Source organism: uncultured Pseudoxanthomonas sp., from assembly GCF_947498795.1.
Taxonomy (GTDB): Bacteria; Pseudomonadota; Gammaproteobacteria; order Xanthomonadales; family Xanthomonadaceae; genus Pseudoxanthomonas_A.
In genome coordinates this window covers 563452-579020 of sequence record NZ_CANMLQ010000002.1, presented here as the reverse complement: position 1 = coordinate 579020, position 15569 = coordinate 563452, and the positions used below count along the sequence as shown (strand labels likewise).

13 protein-coding genes are annotated in these 15569 nt (G+C 68.6%); 3 read left to right on the top strand and 10 right to left on the bottom strand.

Annotated features, from left to right (window positions below; genetic code table 11):
• Positions 1 to 27: 27 nt before the first annotated feature.
• Together Q0907_RS08850 and Q0907_RS08845 are read right to left on the bottom strand one after the other, a co-directional pair.
• On the bottom strand, positions 28 to 858 hold the full coding sequence (locus Q0907_RS08850) for a ribonuclease H-like domain-containing protein (protein WP_299343354.1): 831 nt from the start codon (positions 856 to 858) through the stop codon (positions 28 to 30).
• Positions 855 to 3275, bottom strand: a complete 2421-nt coding sequence (locus tag Q0907_RS08845) for a DEAD/DEAH box helicase (protein WP_299343353.1) — start codon at positions 3273 to 3275, stop codon at positions 855 to 857. The genes Q0907_RS08850 and Q0907_RS08845 overlap by 4 nt, the downstream gene beginning before the upstream one ends.
• 189 nt (positions 3276 to 3464) lie before the next feature.
• Between Q0907_RS08845 and Q0907_RS08840 the strand changes: the two genes are divergently transcribed.
• The 3 genes from Q0907_RS08840 (at position 3465) to Q0907_RS08830 (ending at position 4983) form a co-directional block, all read left to right on the top strand.
• Positions 3465 to 3818 (top strand): hypothetical protein, encoded by a 354-nt coding sequence (locus Q0907_RS08840; protein ID WP_299343351.1) that lies wholly within the window; start codon positions 3465 to 3467, stop codon positions 3816 to 3818.
• A gap of 270 nt (positions 3819 to 4088) precedes the next feature.
• On the top strand, positions 4089 to 4502 hold the full coding sequence (locus Q0907_RS08835; RefSeq protein WP_296281810.1) for a hypothetical protein: 414 nt from the start codon (positions 4089 to 4091) through the stop codon (positions 4500 to 4502).
• 160 nt (positions 4503 to 4662) lie between these two features.
• Positions 4663 to 4983: a hypothetical protein gene (locus tag Q0907_RS08830; protein ID WP_299343350.1), complete on the top strand. Its 321-nt coding sequence runs from the start codon at positions 4663 to 4665 to the stop codon at positions 4981 to 4983.
• Between the two features lie 39 nt (positions 4984 to 5022).
• On the opposite strand, the gene Q0907_RS08825 is transcribed toward Q0907_RS08830, so the two are convergent.
• The 8 genes from Q0907_RS08825 to ligA all read right to left on the bottom strand — a co-directional run bounded on the left by Q0907_RS08825 (position 5023) and on the right by ligA (position 15538).
• On the bottom strand, positions 5023 to 6528 hold the full coding sequence (locus Q0907_RS08825) for an ATP-binding protein (RefSeq protein WP_299343349.1): 1506 nt from the start codon (positions 6526 to 6528) through the stop codon (positions 5023 to 5025).
• A gap of 3 nt (positions 6529 to 6531) precedes the next feature.
• On the bottom strand, positions 6532 to 6972 hold the full coding sequence (locus Q0907_RS08820) for a response regulator (protein ID WP_296281805.1): 441 nt from the start codon (positions 6970 to 6972) through the stop codon (positions 6532 to 6534).
• The gene (locus tag Q0907_RS08815; RefSeq protein WP_299343347.1) at positions 6969 to 8771 is read right to left on the bottom strand and encodes an ATP-binding protein; all 1803 of its coding nucleotides are present in this window, start codon (positions 8769 to 8771) and stop codon (positions 6969 to 6971) included. Before Q0907_RS08815 ends, Q0907_RS08820 begins: the two co-directional genes overlap by 4 nt.
• Positions 8772 to 8876: 105 nt before the next feature.
• The gene (locus Q0907_RS08810) at positions 8877 to 10112 is read right to left on the bottom strand and encodes a GGDEF domain-containing protein (protein WP_299343345.1); all 1236 of its coding nucleotides are present in this window, start codon (positions 10110 to 10112) and stop codon (positions 8877 to 8879) included.
• Between the two features lie 90 nt (positions 10113 to 10202).
• Positions 10203 to 11261 carry an S-methyl-5-thioribose-1-phosphate isomerase gene (gene mtnA, locus Q0907_RS08805; protein ID WP_299343343.1) on the bottom strand — a complete coding sequence of 353 codons (1059 nt, stop codon included), beginning with the start codon at positions 11259 to 11261 and terminating at the stop codon, positions 10203 to 10205.
• A gap of 47 nt (positions 11262 to 11308) precedes the next feature.
• Positions 11309 to 12052 (bottom strand): DUF3011 domain-containing protein, encoded by a 744-nt coding sequence (locus Q0907_RS08800; RefSeq protein WP_299343341.1) that lies wholly within the window; start codon positions 12050 to 12052, stop codon positions 11309 to 11311.
• Between the two features lie 109 nt (positions 12053 to 12161).
• Complete coding sequence (epmA, locus tag Q0907_RS08795) at positions 12162 to 13181, bottom strand: EF-P lysine aminoacylase EpmA (RefSeq protein WP_299343340.1); 1020 nt, start codon at positions 13179 to 13181, stop codon at positions 12162 to 12164.
• Positions 13178 to 15538 (bottom strand): NAD-dependent DNA ligase LigA, encoded by a 2361-nt coding sequence (gene ligA, locus Q0907_RS08790; RefSeq protein WP_299343338.1) that lies wholly within the window; start codon positions 15536 to 15538, stop codon positions 13178 to 13180. The genes epmA and ligA overlap by 4 nt, the downstream gene beginning before the upstream one ends.
• Positions 15539 to 15569: the final 31 nt, after the last annotated feature.

The window sequence follows — 15569 nt, the reverse complement described above, 5'->3', positions numbered from 1 at the left end:
CTCCTGCACGGTCAAGCACGCCGTTCCTCAGGCTTCGGGTGGCGCCGACAGGTGCAGCAACAGGTGGGCGAGCGTCACCACGTCCTGGAAGTTGTGATGCAGCACGCGCCGCAGCAGGCCGGCGTCGCCGCCGCGCAGGTAATGCAGCCAGGCGCCCGGTGCTTCGGAGCCCGGCAGGTCGTCTTCGCGGACGATGCCCAGCGCATTGCGCTCGATGGTGCCCAGGCGACAGTTTTCCCACACCCCCCGATACCGCCGCCGCGTGGGGAACAGCAGGTCGAGATGTTCGATGCCGGCCAACGGCGTGCCCTGCCGCGCCAGCCGGTAGCGCGTGGCCAGCAACGGCGCGTCGTAGCAGCGACCGTTGTAGCTGACCAATCGTGTGTCTTCCGACAACCAGCCGGCGAAAACGCGCAGCATCGCCGGCTCCGCCGACAGGTGGGTGATCAGCAACTGGCGCACGCGCAGCCCGGCCGCAACGAAATCCGACGCACCCACCATGAAGGCGCGCGTGCCCGTGCCGCCGGACAGGCCGGTGGTCTCGGTGTCGAAGAACAGCATGCCAGGCGTCGGCAGTGCGCCGGTCCGTGCGAACGTGCCGTCCACGTGGGGCGGCACGGCGTCGAACGGCAACACCTGTTCGATGTGCAGCAGCCCCGGCGCGATCTCGTCGCCCGGCAGCGCACGATCGCATGCGCGCCGGGGGACGGCCGGACGCGCCCGCTCACGGATCCCGAGCATGCGTCGCAGTGCCGGCAATGGATCGTGCGCCGGCGGCAAAGGAGCCGAGGGCGACGTACCACCGCCCTGCCCCGCCTGGCGACGCAGGCGCTGCAGCTTCTCCAGGCTGACGCTCACGCCGCGTCCAACAGCTGCAGCACCCGCGCAGCCAGTGCGCGCGGCGTGGTGTCCGCGTCCTCCTCGTTCGCCAGCACGGGCCCGACGCAGGCGGGACACCCCGCCTTGCAATCGCACGAAGACACCAGCTGTGCCGCCCGTTGCACCAGTTCGCGCTGGCGCCGCCACAATGGTTCGCTCAGGCCGATGCCACCCGGGTAGTTGTCGTAAAGATACGCGGTGGGAATGAAACGCTCGCCCGACACCGGCGACAGTACCTGGCTGTCGGTGCCGCGCAGTTGTCCTCGCCCCTGCGTATCGGGCAGCGCGAACCATGCGCCGTCACCGTCGCCCACCGCCTTCTGCAGATCCCGACCTTCCGCCATCACCGCGACGGTGGCCGCGATGTGCAGCGCGTACGCCGCGCCGAGGAAGCCATCCAGCGCGTCCTGCCGCGACTCGAAGGCCGACTCCAGCAGCGCGGGGGGCAGCTGCCACCAGAGGCTGGTGGTGTGCATCTCCTGGTCGGGCAGGTTAACCGGGCCGTAGCCGATGTTCTCGTGCGTGTAGTAACGGATCTTCTTGTAACCAGCCACGCGGCGCACCACATGCACCTCGCCGTGGTGGCACGTGCCCTGCCCGGCGATGACGCCATCGAACCGCTCAAGCACCTTCAGCTTGGTGTAGTCGATCGCGTCGGTGTAGTAGTCCACCTGCGTGCGGGTGACATAGGCCTTGCGGCCTTCCCAATCCAGACGTTCCACCTGGTACGGCGCGGACTGGATCATGTGGATGGCCCCCTCGTACAGCGTCAGCGGCGCGGCACTGAAATCCACCTCGGCGATGATCACCTGGCGCCCGTCGGTACGATCCACCACCACGAAGTTGCCGTCCGCCACCGAACGCAGGCTGACCGCGTTGGCCGGATAGCTGTCGGCGATCCACTCGTAGCGGTCGCCTTCGCGGTGTACCACGCTGTCTTCGTCGAGCAGCTGGAGGAACGGCGACGGATCGACCGGACCGAACGGCTCGCCGGCGAGGAACGGCAGCTCGAACGCGGCGCAGCGCACATGGTCCAGCAGGATCATCGGCTGGTCCGGCGCGATGCGTGCGTGCTCCGGCGGGCTGTCGGCGAAGAACTCCGGATGCCGCACCACGTACTGGTCCAGCGGCTGCGAACTGGCGACGAGGATGCCCAGCGATGCCTGCTGCCGTCGCCCGGCCCGGCCGAAGCGCTGCCAGGTCGCCGCGATGGAACCGGGATAACCGTTCAGCACCACCGCATCGAGGCTGCCGATATCCACCCCCAGTTCCAGCGCGGACGTGGAGACGATCCCGTCCACGCGCCCATCGCGCATCGCGCGCTCGGCCTCGCGCCGTTCGGTCGGCAGGTATCCGCCGCGATACGCGCGGATGCGCGCCGGCAGCCGCGGATCGCTGTCGAATACGTCCTTCAGGTACTTGGTGAGCACTTCGACCATGGTGCGCGACTGCGCGAACACCAGTGTCTTCAGACCCGCCTTGATCGCCAGCCGCGCGATGCGGTTGCTCTGCGAGCGTGCCGATGCGCGCAGGCCCAGGTCGGGATTGACGACCGGCGGATTCCACAGCAGCACGTGCTTTTCGCCGGTCGGCGCACCGGACTCGGTGATCGCATGCACCGGCAGTTCCAGCAACGCTTCCGCGTGCGCCTGGGGATTGCCGATGGTGGCCGAGCACACGATGAACTGAGGCGTGGCCCCGTAGAAGGCGCACACGCGCTTCAGGCGCCGCAGCACGTTCGCCACATGGCTGCCGAATACGCCGCGATACGTATGCACCTCGTCGATCACCACGTAGCGAAGGTTCTCGAAGAACTGCGCCCATTTCGTGTGATGGGGCAGGATGGCCTGGTGCAGCATGTCGGGGTTGCTGACCACGATGTCGCCATGCAGGCGGATCGCCTGCCGTGCATCACCCGGCGTATCGCCATCGAAGGTGAAGGCCTTCAGGCCCAGGTCGCCGGCGCGGCTGAGGTCGAGCAACTCGGCCACCTGGTCCTGCGCCAGCGCCTTGGTCGGAAACAGGTACAGCGCCTTGCCCCGGCGCGACAGCGCCGACGCCACCACCGGCATCGTGTAGCACAGCGATTTGCCGGAGGCGGTCGGGGTGACGATGGCCAGATGATCGCCGGCCTGCGCCTGCCGCCATGCCTCGGCCTGGTGCGAATACAGCCGGTCGATGCCGCGCTGGCGCAAGGCATCGGCCAATGCCGCCGGCACGTCGTCTGGCAGCGCTTCGTAACGCCCCTCGCGTGCGGGAATGACGAACTGCCCGGTGACGCGGTCGCGGTACTTGCCGGCGAGTCGCTCGGCCAGCGCACCGCCATCGGCGTGCACCGCAGGCAACAGGGCGGTCTCGTCGGCGTGGCGACGGATCAATGCGGTCTTTGCGGCCATGGCGGTCTCTCGGCAGGGGCCGCCATCTGACGCGCGGAGCGTCTCAGGCGCTGAGACTGACCGCCCGCTGATCGCGTCGACCGGCGTCAGCTTCGTGACCGGCCAACGAAGGTATTTCTCACCTGCGACTAACGCGTCGCGCGCTACCAGTTATCCATGCCAAGCGCTCGCCAGGAGCAGGAGACTTCCATGGACCGACCACTGTATCGCGCGCAGCTCGACCAGCTGCGGCAAACCACATGGCGAGGCACGGCCGCCGATGGCGATGCGTTCGCCGCCTTCACGGCCTACGACTATAGCCGCCGCCGGCGCCTGCACCCCGATGTCGCGTGGGAAGACGCCTGCCACGTCTATGCATTCGCCGCTTCCTCGCATGTCCAGTATGACGGCGCGCTGGACCTCGATACCGAACTCGAACTCGAACACGACTGGGAACGGTTGCGCGGCGAGGCCGGCCCTGACTGGCCCGTGGCCAGGACCCTGCTGCGCGAGGCGTGGCGCTGGCTGGACCAGCACGGCGCGGTCACCGCCCGCGTGCACTGACCCACATGCCGTCCACGTCCGCACCGACGGACGGTCGGCCGTTCCGGTTGCACGTCCTCGTCTGATCAGAAGCAGGGGCCACCACAACCGCGAACGCCGGCAGTACGCACGCATCTCACCGGGGATGGGGTCGAATGGTCTCACGCGGATATCGCGCAGGTCCGGAAGGCCGTCGCGATGGCCGTGGGCACAGAGGCCGATGCACGGGCAAACCGCGCTTCATTCCATGGGATCGATACGCTGCCTTGCCGTGCGCCAGGGAGGGGACCCATGTCCCGTCGCGTTGATCCGTTTGCCCATGCATGGAATGACGACGCCATGCCCTGCGCCGTGGTGGACATCCAGTCCGAACTGCGGTTCTGGGAACAAACCTACGCCTGCCAGCCCTTCCATCACCCGGGCACGCCCTTCCGGCACTACGTGCCGACGTTGAAATTCGCGTACGACAGCTATCTGCTGTCGCACCGGCGCTCACTGCAGCAACTGCTGCCCTTACTGCCGGGGCGCTACGAGATGGCCCTCGCGCGCAGCGTTCGCCTGGAATGGCCAGTCGCGGCGGCGGTCATCGCACGCGTCTGGGAGCGCCTCAATGCGCCGCTCGAAGAAGACCCCCCGCTCTTCTCGCCGCTAGCCGCCGCATTGGAAGAACGCGCACTGATCAGCGACGCCATGCATCGTCGCTGACCAGCGCCCATGCAGCGCATTCACGCAGCGCTGGCAAAGGTGAACGGAAATTCCCTTGCACGGTTAAATACGGGTTAAAACGGCCTTTATTTCACTTAAGCATCACCGCGACGAACAAAAAATCCTCTCGTCACCACCACATCGACACAGGGGATTCACCATGGCCAGCCTGCACCAGCGCAACGTCCAAGCCACTGCGCAGATCGTCGACATCGACGCCGAACTCGCCTACTGGAAAACGCGCCTCAACGAGGACACCTTCCAGGTGATCGGCGCCACGGTCGGCGATCTGGAGAAGTGCCTGAAGATCGGCTACGACGCCTACCTGCTGCACCATCGGCAGGAGTTCGACGAGATCGCGCCTTCGCTGCGCGACCGCCTGCAGCGCCACTGCCCCGACACGCCGATCGGCTGGTATCGCGCGCAGCCGATCATGCGCGCGGTGTGGCAGCGCCTGAAGCCTACGGCGGGCCACGTCTGAGACTGCCGGGCGCGCGCCTGCTTCCTCCCGGAGAGGATGTCAGGCGCGCAGTCCCAGCGCGTGTTCGATCGCGCCGAACAGCGCCTGCACCTGTACCGGCTTGGCGACCGTGGCGCACTCGCGCCCATCCGGCGCCCTTCCCGGCTCCTGCAGCCGGATCACCGGGCCGTCGAAACCCGCCTCCTGCAGCACCGCCAGCACGTCCGCCGCGGACAGCAGCAGGATGTCGTCGTCGATGATCGCCAGTGCGGGCATGCCGTCGCGCGCGATCTGTTGCAAGGCGTTCGCACCGTCCGGCGCCATGACCGGGTCGTAACCCTGCGCGGCCAACGCATTGCCCAGCAGCGACAGGCGCGTGGCATCGCCGTCGACCAGCAGGATCCGGCGCCCCGCGCCGTCGGCGAACGCCGCGTCTTCGCTGCCTGCCCATTCGTCGGTCGTGGGCGCGGGCAGGTGCAGTTCGAAGGACGTGCCCTTCCCCAGCGTGCTGTTGACCTCGATGCGACCGCGCGCCGATTCGACGATGCGCTTGCACGACATCAGCCCCAGGCCCGTGCCGCCCGCCTTGGTGGTGAAGAAGGGCGTGAAAAGTTGCTGGCGCGTCGCCTCATCCATGCCGGTGCCTTCATCGGACACGCGCACCACCACGTACGGCTGGCCATCCGCCGCCACCGTCGGCGTCGCCGACAGCGTCAGCTGTCCGCCCCGTTCGGCCATCGCCTGGATCCCGTTGAGGCACAGGTTGATCAGGCACTGCTGGAATTCGGTGTAGTTGCCTTCGATCAGCAGATCCTCCGGCGGCAGTTCCACCGTCAACCGGACCTGCCGCGACAGGCTTCCCTGCAACAGCAGCTGCACCGCGCTGAACAACGCGGCCACGCTGATGGTTTCGCTGGCCTTGCGCGAGCCGCGGACGAACGACAGCATCGAATCGGCCATCTCGTGGCCGCGCTTGCCGCTCTCCGAGATCACCGCGCCCAGGCGCAGGATCTTCGGATCGTCGCTGTAGGTGGACAGCAGGTCCGGCACGATCAGCAGGGGCTGCAGGATGTTGCGCAGGTCATGGCTCAGGCCTGCCGCCAGCATCGCCAGGCAGTCCAGCCGTTGCGAGCGCATCAGTTCGCGCTCGGCGTGCTCGCGTTCGCGCTCGGTGCGCGCCTCGCGGATGGCGCGCGCCACCGCCGCCGGCAACCGCGCCGGCGTGTGCTTCAGCACGTAGTCGCTGGCGCCCTGCTGCAGCGCCTTGACCGCCGCCTCCTCGCCGATCGTGCCCGAGAAGAACACGAACGGCAGCCGCGCATCGTGCGCGCGCAGGATTTCAAGCGCCTGGTAGCCGGAGAACCCCGGCAGTTCCATGTCCGACAGCACCAGGTCGAAGGTTCCGCCAGCCAGCGCCGTGCGCATGTCGTCGGCGCCATCGACGCGCAGGAACTCGGCGTCGAGCCCCGCGTCCTGCAGCTGCTCGATCAGCAATTCGGCGTCCAGTTCCGAATCCTCGACCAGGAGGATGCGGACGCGGCCCAGCGGTGATCCACTCTGCGGCACGGCTCAGTCCAGGCTGGGGGTTTCGTTGATGACGGCCCAGAACGTGCCCAGCGTTTTAACCGCCTGGAAGAACTGGTCGATGTCCACCGGCTTGACCACGTAGGCGTTCACGCCCAGGTCCCAGCTGCGTGCCAGGTCGCTTTCCTCGCGCGAGGACGACAGGATGACCACCGGCAGCGCCTTCAGCTTCTCGTCGTTGCGGATTTGCTTGAGCACTTCCAGCCCGTCCATGCGCGGCATCTTGATGTCCAGCAGCAGCACCGACGGCATGCCTTCCTCACGGTTGGCGTGGGCGCCGCGCCGCAGCAGGTAGTCCATCGCTTCCACGCCGTCCTCGACGTGCACGATGGGGTTGGCCAGGTTGGCTTCGCGCAAGGCGTCGATCGCCATTTCAGCGTCGGCCAGGCTGTCTTCGGCCAGCAGGATGGTGCGGATGTCGCTCATGCGTCTCTCTCTCGGGAAGGCGGAGCGTCGAGCGCTGCCGGAAGGGTGAAGAAGAACGTGGCGCCCTGGTCGGGGGCGGCCTCGGCCCAGATGCGGCCGCCGTGGCGGCTCAGCACGCGGCGCACGCTGGCCAGGCCGATGCCGGTGCCGCTGAATTCGCTCGCCTTGTGCAGGCGCTGGAACACGCCGAACAGCTTGTCCGCATAGGCCATGTCGAAGCCGGCACCGTTGTCGCGCACGGTGAACAGATGGCTGCCGTCTTCCTGGTTGCGGTGCTCGACCTCGATGACCGCGCGCTCCCGCTGGCTGCTGTACTTAAGCGCGTTGCCCAGCAGGTTGCTCCAGACCTGGCGCATCATGTTCTCGTCGGCCAGCACGATGGGCAAGGGCGCGATGCGCCATTCCACGCGGTCTGCACGCCCTTCGTTGGCCTCGTTGGCATCCAGCATCGCGCGCGCCTCGGCGACCATCGACTGCATGTCCACCGCCTGCAGGCGCAGTGCGCTGCGACCCAGGCGCGAGTAGACCAGCAGGTCGTCGATCAACTGCGACATGCGGCGCGCCGAATCGCCGATCACGCTCAGGTAATGCCGGCTCTTGTCGTCGATGCCCTCTCCGAGGTGGCGGCCCAGCTTGTCGGAGAAACCCGCCACGTGCCGCAGCGGGGCACGCAGATCGTGCGAGACGGAGTAGCTGAAGGCTTCCAGCTCGCGGTTCACTTCCGACACCTGCTCCACCTTGCCCTCGAGCTGGCGGTTCAGGGCTGCGATTTCCTGCTGGGCGGTCTTCTGCAACGAAATGTCGCTGACCGTCATCAGCACGGCGTGATCGTCGGAGTCAGGCAGCGGCATGCGCCGCGCATTGAGAAGCACCGTGCGGCGCAACCCATCGGCGGTCTCCTGCTGCAGCTCGTAGTCCCACAGCTCGCGGCCGCGCGACAGCACGTCGTCCAGCCGCTGGCGCATCACCTTGTCCTGCCAGGCCGCACCCAGTTCGTCGAGCGTCCCGACCTTGCCGCCCTTCGGCACGCCATACAGCTCGGCGAAGGCGCTGTTGTGCATCTGGATGTGCTGCTCGTCGTCCAACAGCACGATGGGTTCGCGCACCGTGTCCAGCACCACCAGCGCGCGCTGGCTGGCCTGCGCGGTCCGCTTTTCGGCCGCCAGCCGGCGCCCCACCTGCTTGCCCAGCGCCATCAGCACCAGCGAAAGCAACAGCAGCTGCGCGCCCAGCGCGATCATGCGGATCCATTCCATCCGGCGGCGCTGCTCGGTGGCGTCCTCACTGCGCGCCTTCAGCAGCGAGCGTTCGTCGTCCAGGATCTCGGTGAGCAGGCCACGAATGGGGAAACGCGTGGCCAGCGGCGCGACGACATTCGCCTTGTAGGCATCCGGCGCCTCGAGCAACTGGTCCACCACCTCGATCCTGGCGTTGACCAGTTCGCGCAGGCGGCCCACGCGCACCAGCTGTTCGGGGTTGTCCACGGTCAGGCGGGCCAGCGCATCGAACCGCTCGGGCAACGATGCGCGTCCGGCGACCAGGCGCTCGCGCGCCAGCGGGTGGTCGGCGCCCAGTGCGATCAGCATGGCCGAGCTTTCCATCTCGCGGACGTCCAGCGCCAGCGCCAGCACGGTCGCCTCCACCTCGTGCGTGTGGATGAGGACGTCGGCGGCTTCCTGGTTGGCGCGTGACAGGCTCTGCAGCAGGATGACCGGGACCACCACAATCAGCACGATCACCAGCCCCAACAGGGGCAGGCGGGATTTTTCCCACAGCGTGCGGGTGCGTGTTTCGTTCATGTTCCCCTGGCGTCAGCTGGACGCGTGAGGGCTGGTTACATGCCCGCGCGAACGTTGCAAAGATGCTAGCGCAGGGTTGTCACATTTGGAATCACATTGAGGCGTTCAGGAAGCGTCGGCAACATGAACGCGGTCGCGTCCCTCGTGCTTGGCGTCGTACAGCGCCAGGTCGGCACGACGCATCTGGTCGCGTAGCGATTCGCCCGGCAGGTGGCCTGCGATACCGGCGGACAGCGTGGCGACGACACCGCCATGCGCCTTGCCGAATTCGCCGCGCAGGCGCTCGGCGAATGCACGTGCCGAGACGGCATCCTCGCCGTCGAGCAGGACGGCGAACTCCTCGCCGCCGATGCGGGCCGCGCAGCCATCGTCGCCGACCCGCGCCCGCATCAGGTCGCCCAGGCGCTGCAGCACGGCGTCGCCACCGTCGTGGCCATGGTCGTCGTTGATGCGCTTGAAGTAGTCGATATCCAGCACGATCACCGCAACCGGACGCCCGGCCGCCGTCGCCCGCGCATGCACGGCGATCGCCCGTTCGCTCCAGCCATTGCGGTTCAACAGCCCGGTCAGTTCGTCGGTATGCGCCTGTTGCACCAGCCGGCGCCGCATGCGCCATGCGGACACGGCAAAATCCGTACGGTAGCCGGCCAGCACCAGGCCGAACCCGATGGTGGTGACCGTATACAGCCAGTACAGCGCACTGCCGGTGCCCGGCGCGCCGTACAGCACGATGCGCAGCTGCGCCATCACCACGATCAGCAGGGCCAGCGCGAGTACCGACATCGGCCGAACGGTCAACGCCATCAGCGCCAGCGGCAACAGCTGGAACAGGCCGGTACGCAGGGCCAGCTGCCCGGTGACGCCCGGCAGCGGCATGCTCATGACGATGCCCGTCAGCAGCGTGCCGCCCAGCACCAGGACGAGGCGGTGCTGCCACGCGTCCAGTCGGGCCACGCCGACGGCGCAGGCGGCCACGGCGACCGCCGCCAGCAGCTGCACCCAGAGGGGATATCCGATCGTGGGCGTAACGCCGCTGGCGTCGAACACCGCGATGATGGCCAACAGCACCGCCCCGCATAGCAGCACGCCGCTGACGATCGGGCGCGTCGCGCGCAACTGCGCCTGTGCCAGGTCCTCGCGCTCGGCCGCATCCAGCATCCGCGTCGAATCGCGCGACAGCAGCGCGCGCAGGCTGTGCATCAGGCCCGGCGCCGCCGCAGGTGCAGGGACAGCACGGGCACGCATGCGCGGCTCCCGGGCGGAATCCGCATCGCCAAGCAATCGGCGCGCCGCGCCGACGGCGATGTCGTCGTCCTCCCCGGGTCGCCGGACGCCGCTCATGCGCGCTCCGCCTTCCGCGGGTGGTGATGGGCACGCCGCCGACATGCAGTGTCGGTCATGACGGTATCGCGGGCGTGCCGTTGGCGCCGGTCATCCGCCGAACGCGGCGCGCATGCGCGCTTCGTCGGGCTGCTCGATCACGCCCTTCTCGGTGACGATGGCGTCGATCAGCGTGGCCGGGGTGACGTCGAACACCGGATTCCATGCGGCCACGCCCTCGGCCACGATGCGGGTGCCGCCGATGCCCAGCAGCTCGGCCGGGTCGCGCTCTTCGATATGGATCGCGTCGCCATTCGGCGTCGCCATGTCGACCGTGGACGACGGCGCCACCACCATGAACTTCGCACCGTGGTGGCGTGCGGCGATCGCCAGCTGGTAGGTACCGATCTTGTTGGCGGTATCGCCGTTGGCGCAGATGCGGTCCGCACCGACCACCACCCACTGCACGGCGCCGGTCTTCATCAGGTGCGAGGCCGCCGAGTCGGCGATCAGTGTCGCGGGAATGCCGTCCTGCTGCAGCTCCCACGCGGTCAGCCGCGCGCCCTGCTGCCAGGGCCGGGTCTCGCCGGCGTAGACCTTGCCGATGCGGCCCTGGGCCACGCCGGCGCGGATCACGCCCAGCGCGGTACCGAAGCCGGCCGTGGCCAGCGACCCGGTGTTGCAGTGGGTCAGCACGCCGCTGCCCTCACCGATCAGCGCCGCGCCCAGCTCGCCCATGTGGCGGTTGGCGGCGAGGTCTTCCTCGGCGATCGCCAGCGCTTCCAGTTCCAGCACGCCGCGCCAGTCGCTGCCGGCGCTCTTCAACGCCGCGCGCATGCGGGCCAGCGCCCAGGCCAGGTTCACGGCCGTGGGGCGGGCGGCGTTGAGGCGCTGCAGGGCGGGTTCCAGCTTCTCCATCGCCTCGGCCGGCGTCGCGGCCATCACCTCGCGGGATGCCAGCACCACGCCCCAGGCAGCGGCGATGCCGATCGCCGGCGCACCGCGCACGGCCAGGTCATGTATGGCCGCGGCCACCTCGTCGCTGGTGGTGCAGCTCAGGTATTCGACCACGAAGGGGAGCTTGCGCTGGTCCAGCAGTTCCAGCGCGCTCCCGGTCCAGCGGATGGGACGGATGCGGTCGTAGCGGGCGTAATCGATGGGGTCGGTCATGGGGCCATTGTACCGGCCCCTCCCCGCCTCTCCTCACACCTGCGGAATCACCAGCTGCGGAACTCGGCACGGCAGCCGTCGGTCACCCAGACGCCGCGGGCATCCTGGCCCCAGGTACGGCCTTCGATGCAGGCCGCATTGGACAGCTGACGGACCAGCTGCACGCGACCGCGGCCGTCGACGCCGCAGGTGCGCGTGCGGCCTTTCTCGGATTCGCAGCGGAAGGTCTGGCCATTGCCGTACCCGTTGTCGTAGCCGCCGTTGTTCCAGCCGCCGCCATTCCAGCCATTACCGCGGCCGTAAACCTCGAACTCGGCCCGGCAGCCGCGCGACACCCAGATCGCGTTGCGGTCCTGGCCCCAGCTGTAGCCCTCGGTGCAGCGCGCCTTGGACAACTGGCGGACCAGCCGCACGTCGCCACGGCCGTTGATGGCGCAGGTACGCGACCGACCGTCGTTCGACTCGCAGCGGATGCGCTGGGCGTTACCCGCATAGCCGCCACGACCGCTGGCGAATTCGGCGCGGCAGCCGCGATCGACCCACACGCCATCCCGCGTGCGGCCCCAGGTGCGGCCTTCCTCGCAGCGCGTCTTGGAAATCTGCCGCACGATCTGCACGCCGCCGCGGGTATCCAGGCGGCACTCGCGGTAGCGGTTGTCGTTGGAATCGCAGCGGACCACCTGCCCACCGCCGTAATAGCGATCGTCATACTGGGGTGCGGCTTTCGCAGAGACGGCGCCGAAAAGTGCGACGGTGCCCAGCACCAGCGTTGCGATCAGGGAGCGTTCCATGGCGTGCGTCCTCGTGGGTGTTGGAACGCAATCTACGCAGCGATCATGAACGTGCGCCCACGTAATCGTTTGCAGCCAAAGCCACGCGCGTGGCGTGTTTGGCGGGCTTTCAGGCGCGCGCGAAATCGAAGGCGACAACGTCCGCGATGCGCGGCGTATCGAGCATCGCCATCAGCAGCCGGTCCACGCCGAGCGCGACGCCCGCACAGGCCGGCATGCCATGCGCCAGCGCGGCGAGCAGGCCTTCGTCGATGGCGGGCGCATCCTCGCCCCGCGCGGTACGCGTCGCCACGTCGCGTTCGAAGCGCAGGCGCTGCTCCGCCGCATCGGTGAGCTCGTGGTAGCCGTTGGCCAGTTCGAGCGGGCCCAGGTAAAGCTCGAAGCGTTCCGCCACCGGCACGCCGTCGCGCTTCACCACCTTGGCCAGCGCACATTGGCTGGCCGGGTAATCGTGCACCACGCGGATCTCGTCGCGACCGAACGTTGGCTGCAGCCGGTGCGTCATCAGCAGGTCCAGCCAGTCGTCGCGGGTCAGGCCCTCGCCGTCGATGGCGATGCCGGCCGCGGCGTTGCGCACCGTCTCCAGATCGGCCGTCATCGGATCGACGCCCAGCTGCTGCCGGTAGAGATCGCGGAAGCTCACGCGCGACACGGTCGCCTCCCGCCCGATCATCGACAACGCCGCCTGCACCAGCGCCACCGTCTCGTCCATCAGCGGCTCCAGCGTCCAGCCCACGCGGTACCACTCGAGCATGGTGAACTCCGGGTTGTGCCGCCCGCCCGCCTCGCCATCGCGGAAAACCCGCCCAAGTTCGAAGCAGTCGCCCACGCCGGCGGCGAGCAGGCGCTTCAGCGGGAACTCCGGCGAGGTGCGTAACCAGCGCTTGCGCGAAGCGCCGTCGGTGCGACCGGAGAATTCAAGCGCGAACGAGGCGATGTTGGCGTCGGTATTGCCCGCGCGCGACATCATCGGCGTTTCCACTTCCAGCACGTCGCGCGCGAAGAAGAATTCGCGCACCAGCCGGTTGACCCAGGCCCGCAGGCGCAACGCGTCGCGCGAGCCGGACGGTGCCCAGTCGAGGCCGGCGACGCCTTCGCTCCAGCCGGGCCCCGGTCGCCAGCGGCTCACGCACCGCTCCCGTGCTTTGCCAGGAAGTCCAGCAACTGCGCCTCGTCCCAGATCTCGATACCCAGCTCCTGCGCCTTCGCCAGCTTGGAGCCGGCGGCTTCACCCGCTACGACCAGATGCGTCTTCTTCGACACGCTGCCGGCGACCTTGGCGCCGAGCGCTTCGAGCTTCTCGCCGGCTTCATCGCGGCTCATCGCCACCAACCCGCCGGTGAGCACGACGGTCTTGCCGTCGAGTGGACCCGTGGCGGTGGTGACCTCCTCCGGCGTCAGCTGCAACAGCGCCTCCAGCGCCGCCCCGCTGCGCGACAGCAGCTGCGCGTTGGCCTCGTCTTCCAGCCAGGCGGCGAAGGCATTGGCCGAATCGCTGGGCAGGCCGGCGGTGACGAAGTTGTGCACCGGGGCATCGAGCAACGCCGGCACCGACGGGAACGCGGAGGCCAGTTGTTCGGCGCGCACGCGGGTGACCTTGGGAATCTCCAGGTCAACCAGCAGCGTCGCCAGGTCCAGCGTCGCGCGCAGCTTGCCCGACGGCGGATGCGTATCGCCGATGACGACGCCACGCGCCAGCAGGTCATCGATGGCCTGCTGGTTGCCGGGCTGGTCGAGGAAGTGGCCCAGCGAACGCGCCACTTCACCGCCTATGTCCGGCACGCGCTTGAACAACGGCCACGGCAGGCGGCGGATCAGCTGCAGGTCGCCGAACCACTGCGCCAGCGCCTTGGCCGTGCTTTCGCCCACGTGCTGGATGCCCAGCCCGAACAGGAAACGCTCCAGCGTGGTCTGCCGGCTGCGGTCGATGGCCTCGATCAGGTTCTCCGCCCACTTCGTCGCCACCTTGCCGGCCTTCACCCCGCTCTTAGTAAGGGCGAGCGGGGTGGTGCCGTCGCGCTCGTCCACGCGGCGTTTCATCTCGAGCAGATCGTCGACGGTCAGCTTGTAGAGGTCGGCCACGTTCTGCACGAAGTCGAGGTCGCTGAGGTCCTCGACGAAGCGCTCGCCCAGGCCCTCGATGTCCATCGCCCGGCGCGAGGCGAAGTGGATGATCGACTCCTTGCGCTGCGCCGGGCAGGTCAGCTCACCGCTGCAGCGCCACACGGCCTCGCCTTCCTCGCGGACGATCTCAGAGCCGCACACCGGACATTCGGTAGGCATCTGCCACGGCACGGTGCCGGCCGGGCGGCGTTCCGGCACCACGCCGACGACTTCCGGGATCACGTCGCCGGCGCGGCGCACGATCACCGTGTCGCCGTTGCGCACGTCCAGGCGCGCGACCTGATCGGCGTTGTGCAGGGTGGCGCGGGTGACGGTCACGCCGCCCACGTGCACCGGCTGCATCAGCGCCCACGGCGTCACCGCGCCGGTGCGGCCGACGTTGACCTCGATCGATTCCAGCACCGTCATCTGTTCCTGCGCCGGGAACTTGTGCGCGATCGCCCAGCGCGGCGCGCGCGAGACGAAGCCCATCTCGCGCTGGCCTTCGCCGTCGTCCAGCTTGTAGACCACGCCATCGATGTCGAACGGCAGGCCGTCGCGCGCTTCGCCGATGCGCTGGTAGTAACCGAGCAGGCCGTCCACGCCTTCCACCACGTCGCTGAGGCTGCTGACCGGGAAGCCCCAGCCGCGCAGCTGCTTCAGCGTGGCCGAATGCGAATCCGGCAGTTCACCGTCCTCGACCAAGCCAGTGCCGTAGGCGAAGAACGCCAGCGGCCGCTGCGCGGTGATGCGCGGGTCGAGCTGGCGCAGCGAACCGGCCGCGCCGTTGCGCGGGTTGGCCAGCACCTTCCCGCCGTGCTTGCGCGCGTGTTCGTTGTACTTCTCGAAGTCCGCGCGCGGCATGTAGACCTCGCCGCGCACTTCCAGCACGGCGGGCCAGCCGGTGCCACGCAGCGTCAACGGAATGGCCTTGATGGTGCGCAGGTTGAGGGTGACGTCCTCGCCGGTGGCGCCGTCGCCACGCGTCGCCCCCTGTACGAACGCGCCGTTCTCGTAGCGCAGGCTGATGGCCAGGCCGTCGAGCTTGGGTTCGGCCGAGAACCGCAACGCCGGGCGCTTGAGCTTGTCGGCGATGCGGCGGACGAAGTCCTGCACTTCCTCGTCGCTGAAGGCATTACCCAGCGACAGCATCGGGATGGCGTGGCGCACCTCGGCGAACTTGCCGGCCGGGGCATTGCCCACGCGCTGGGTGGGCGAGTCGGCGGTGACCAGCTCGGGGTGCGCGGCTTCCAGTTCGTCCAGCGCGCGCAGCAGGCGGTCGTACTCGGCGTCCGGGATGCTGGGCTCGTCGAGGACGTGATAGCGGTAGTTGGCGTCCTCCAGCTGGCGGCGGAGGTCGGCGATGCGGGCAGCGGGTTCCATGGTGCGATTCTACCGGCCGCGGCGCGAAGCG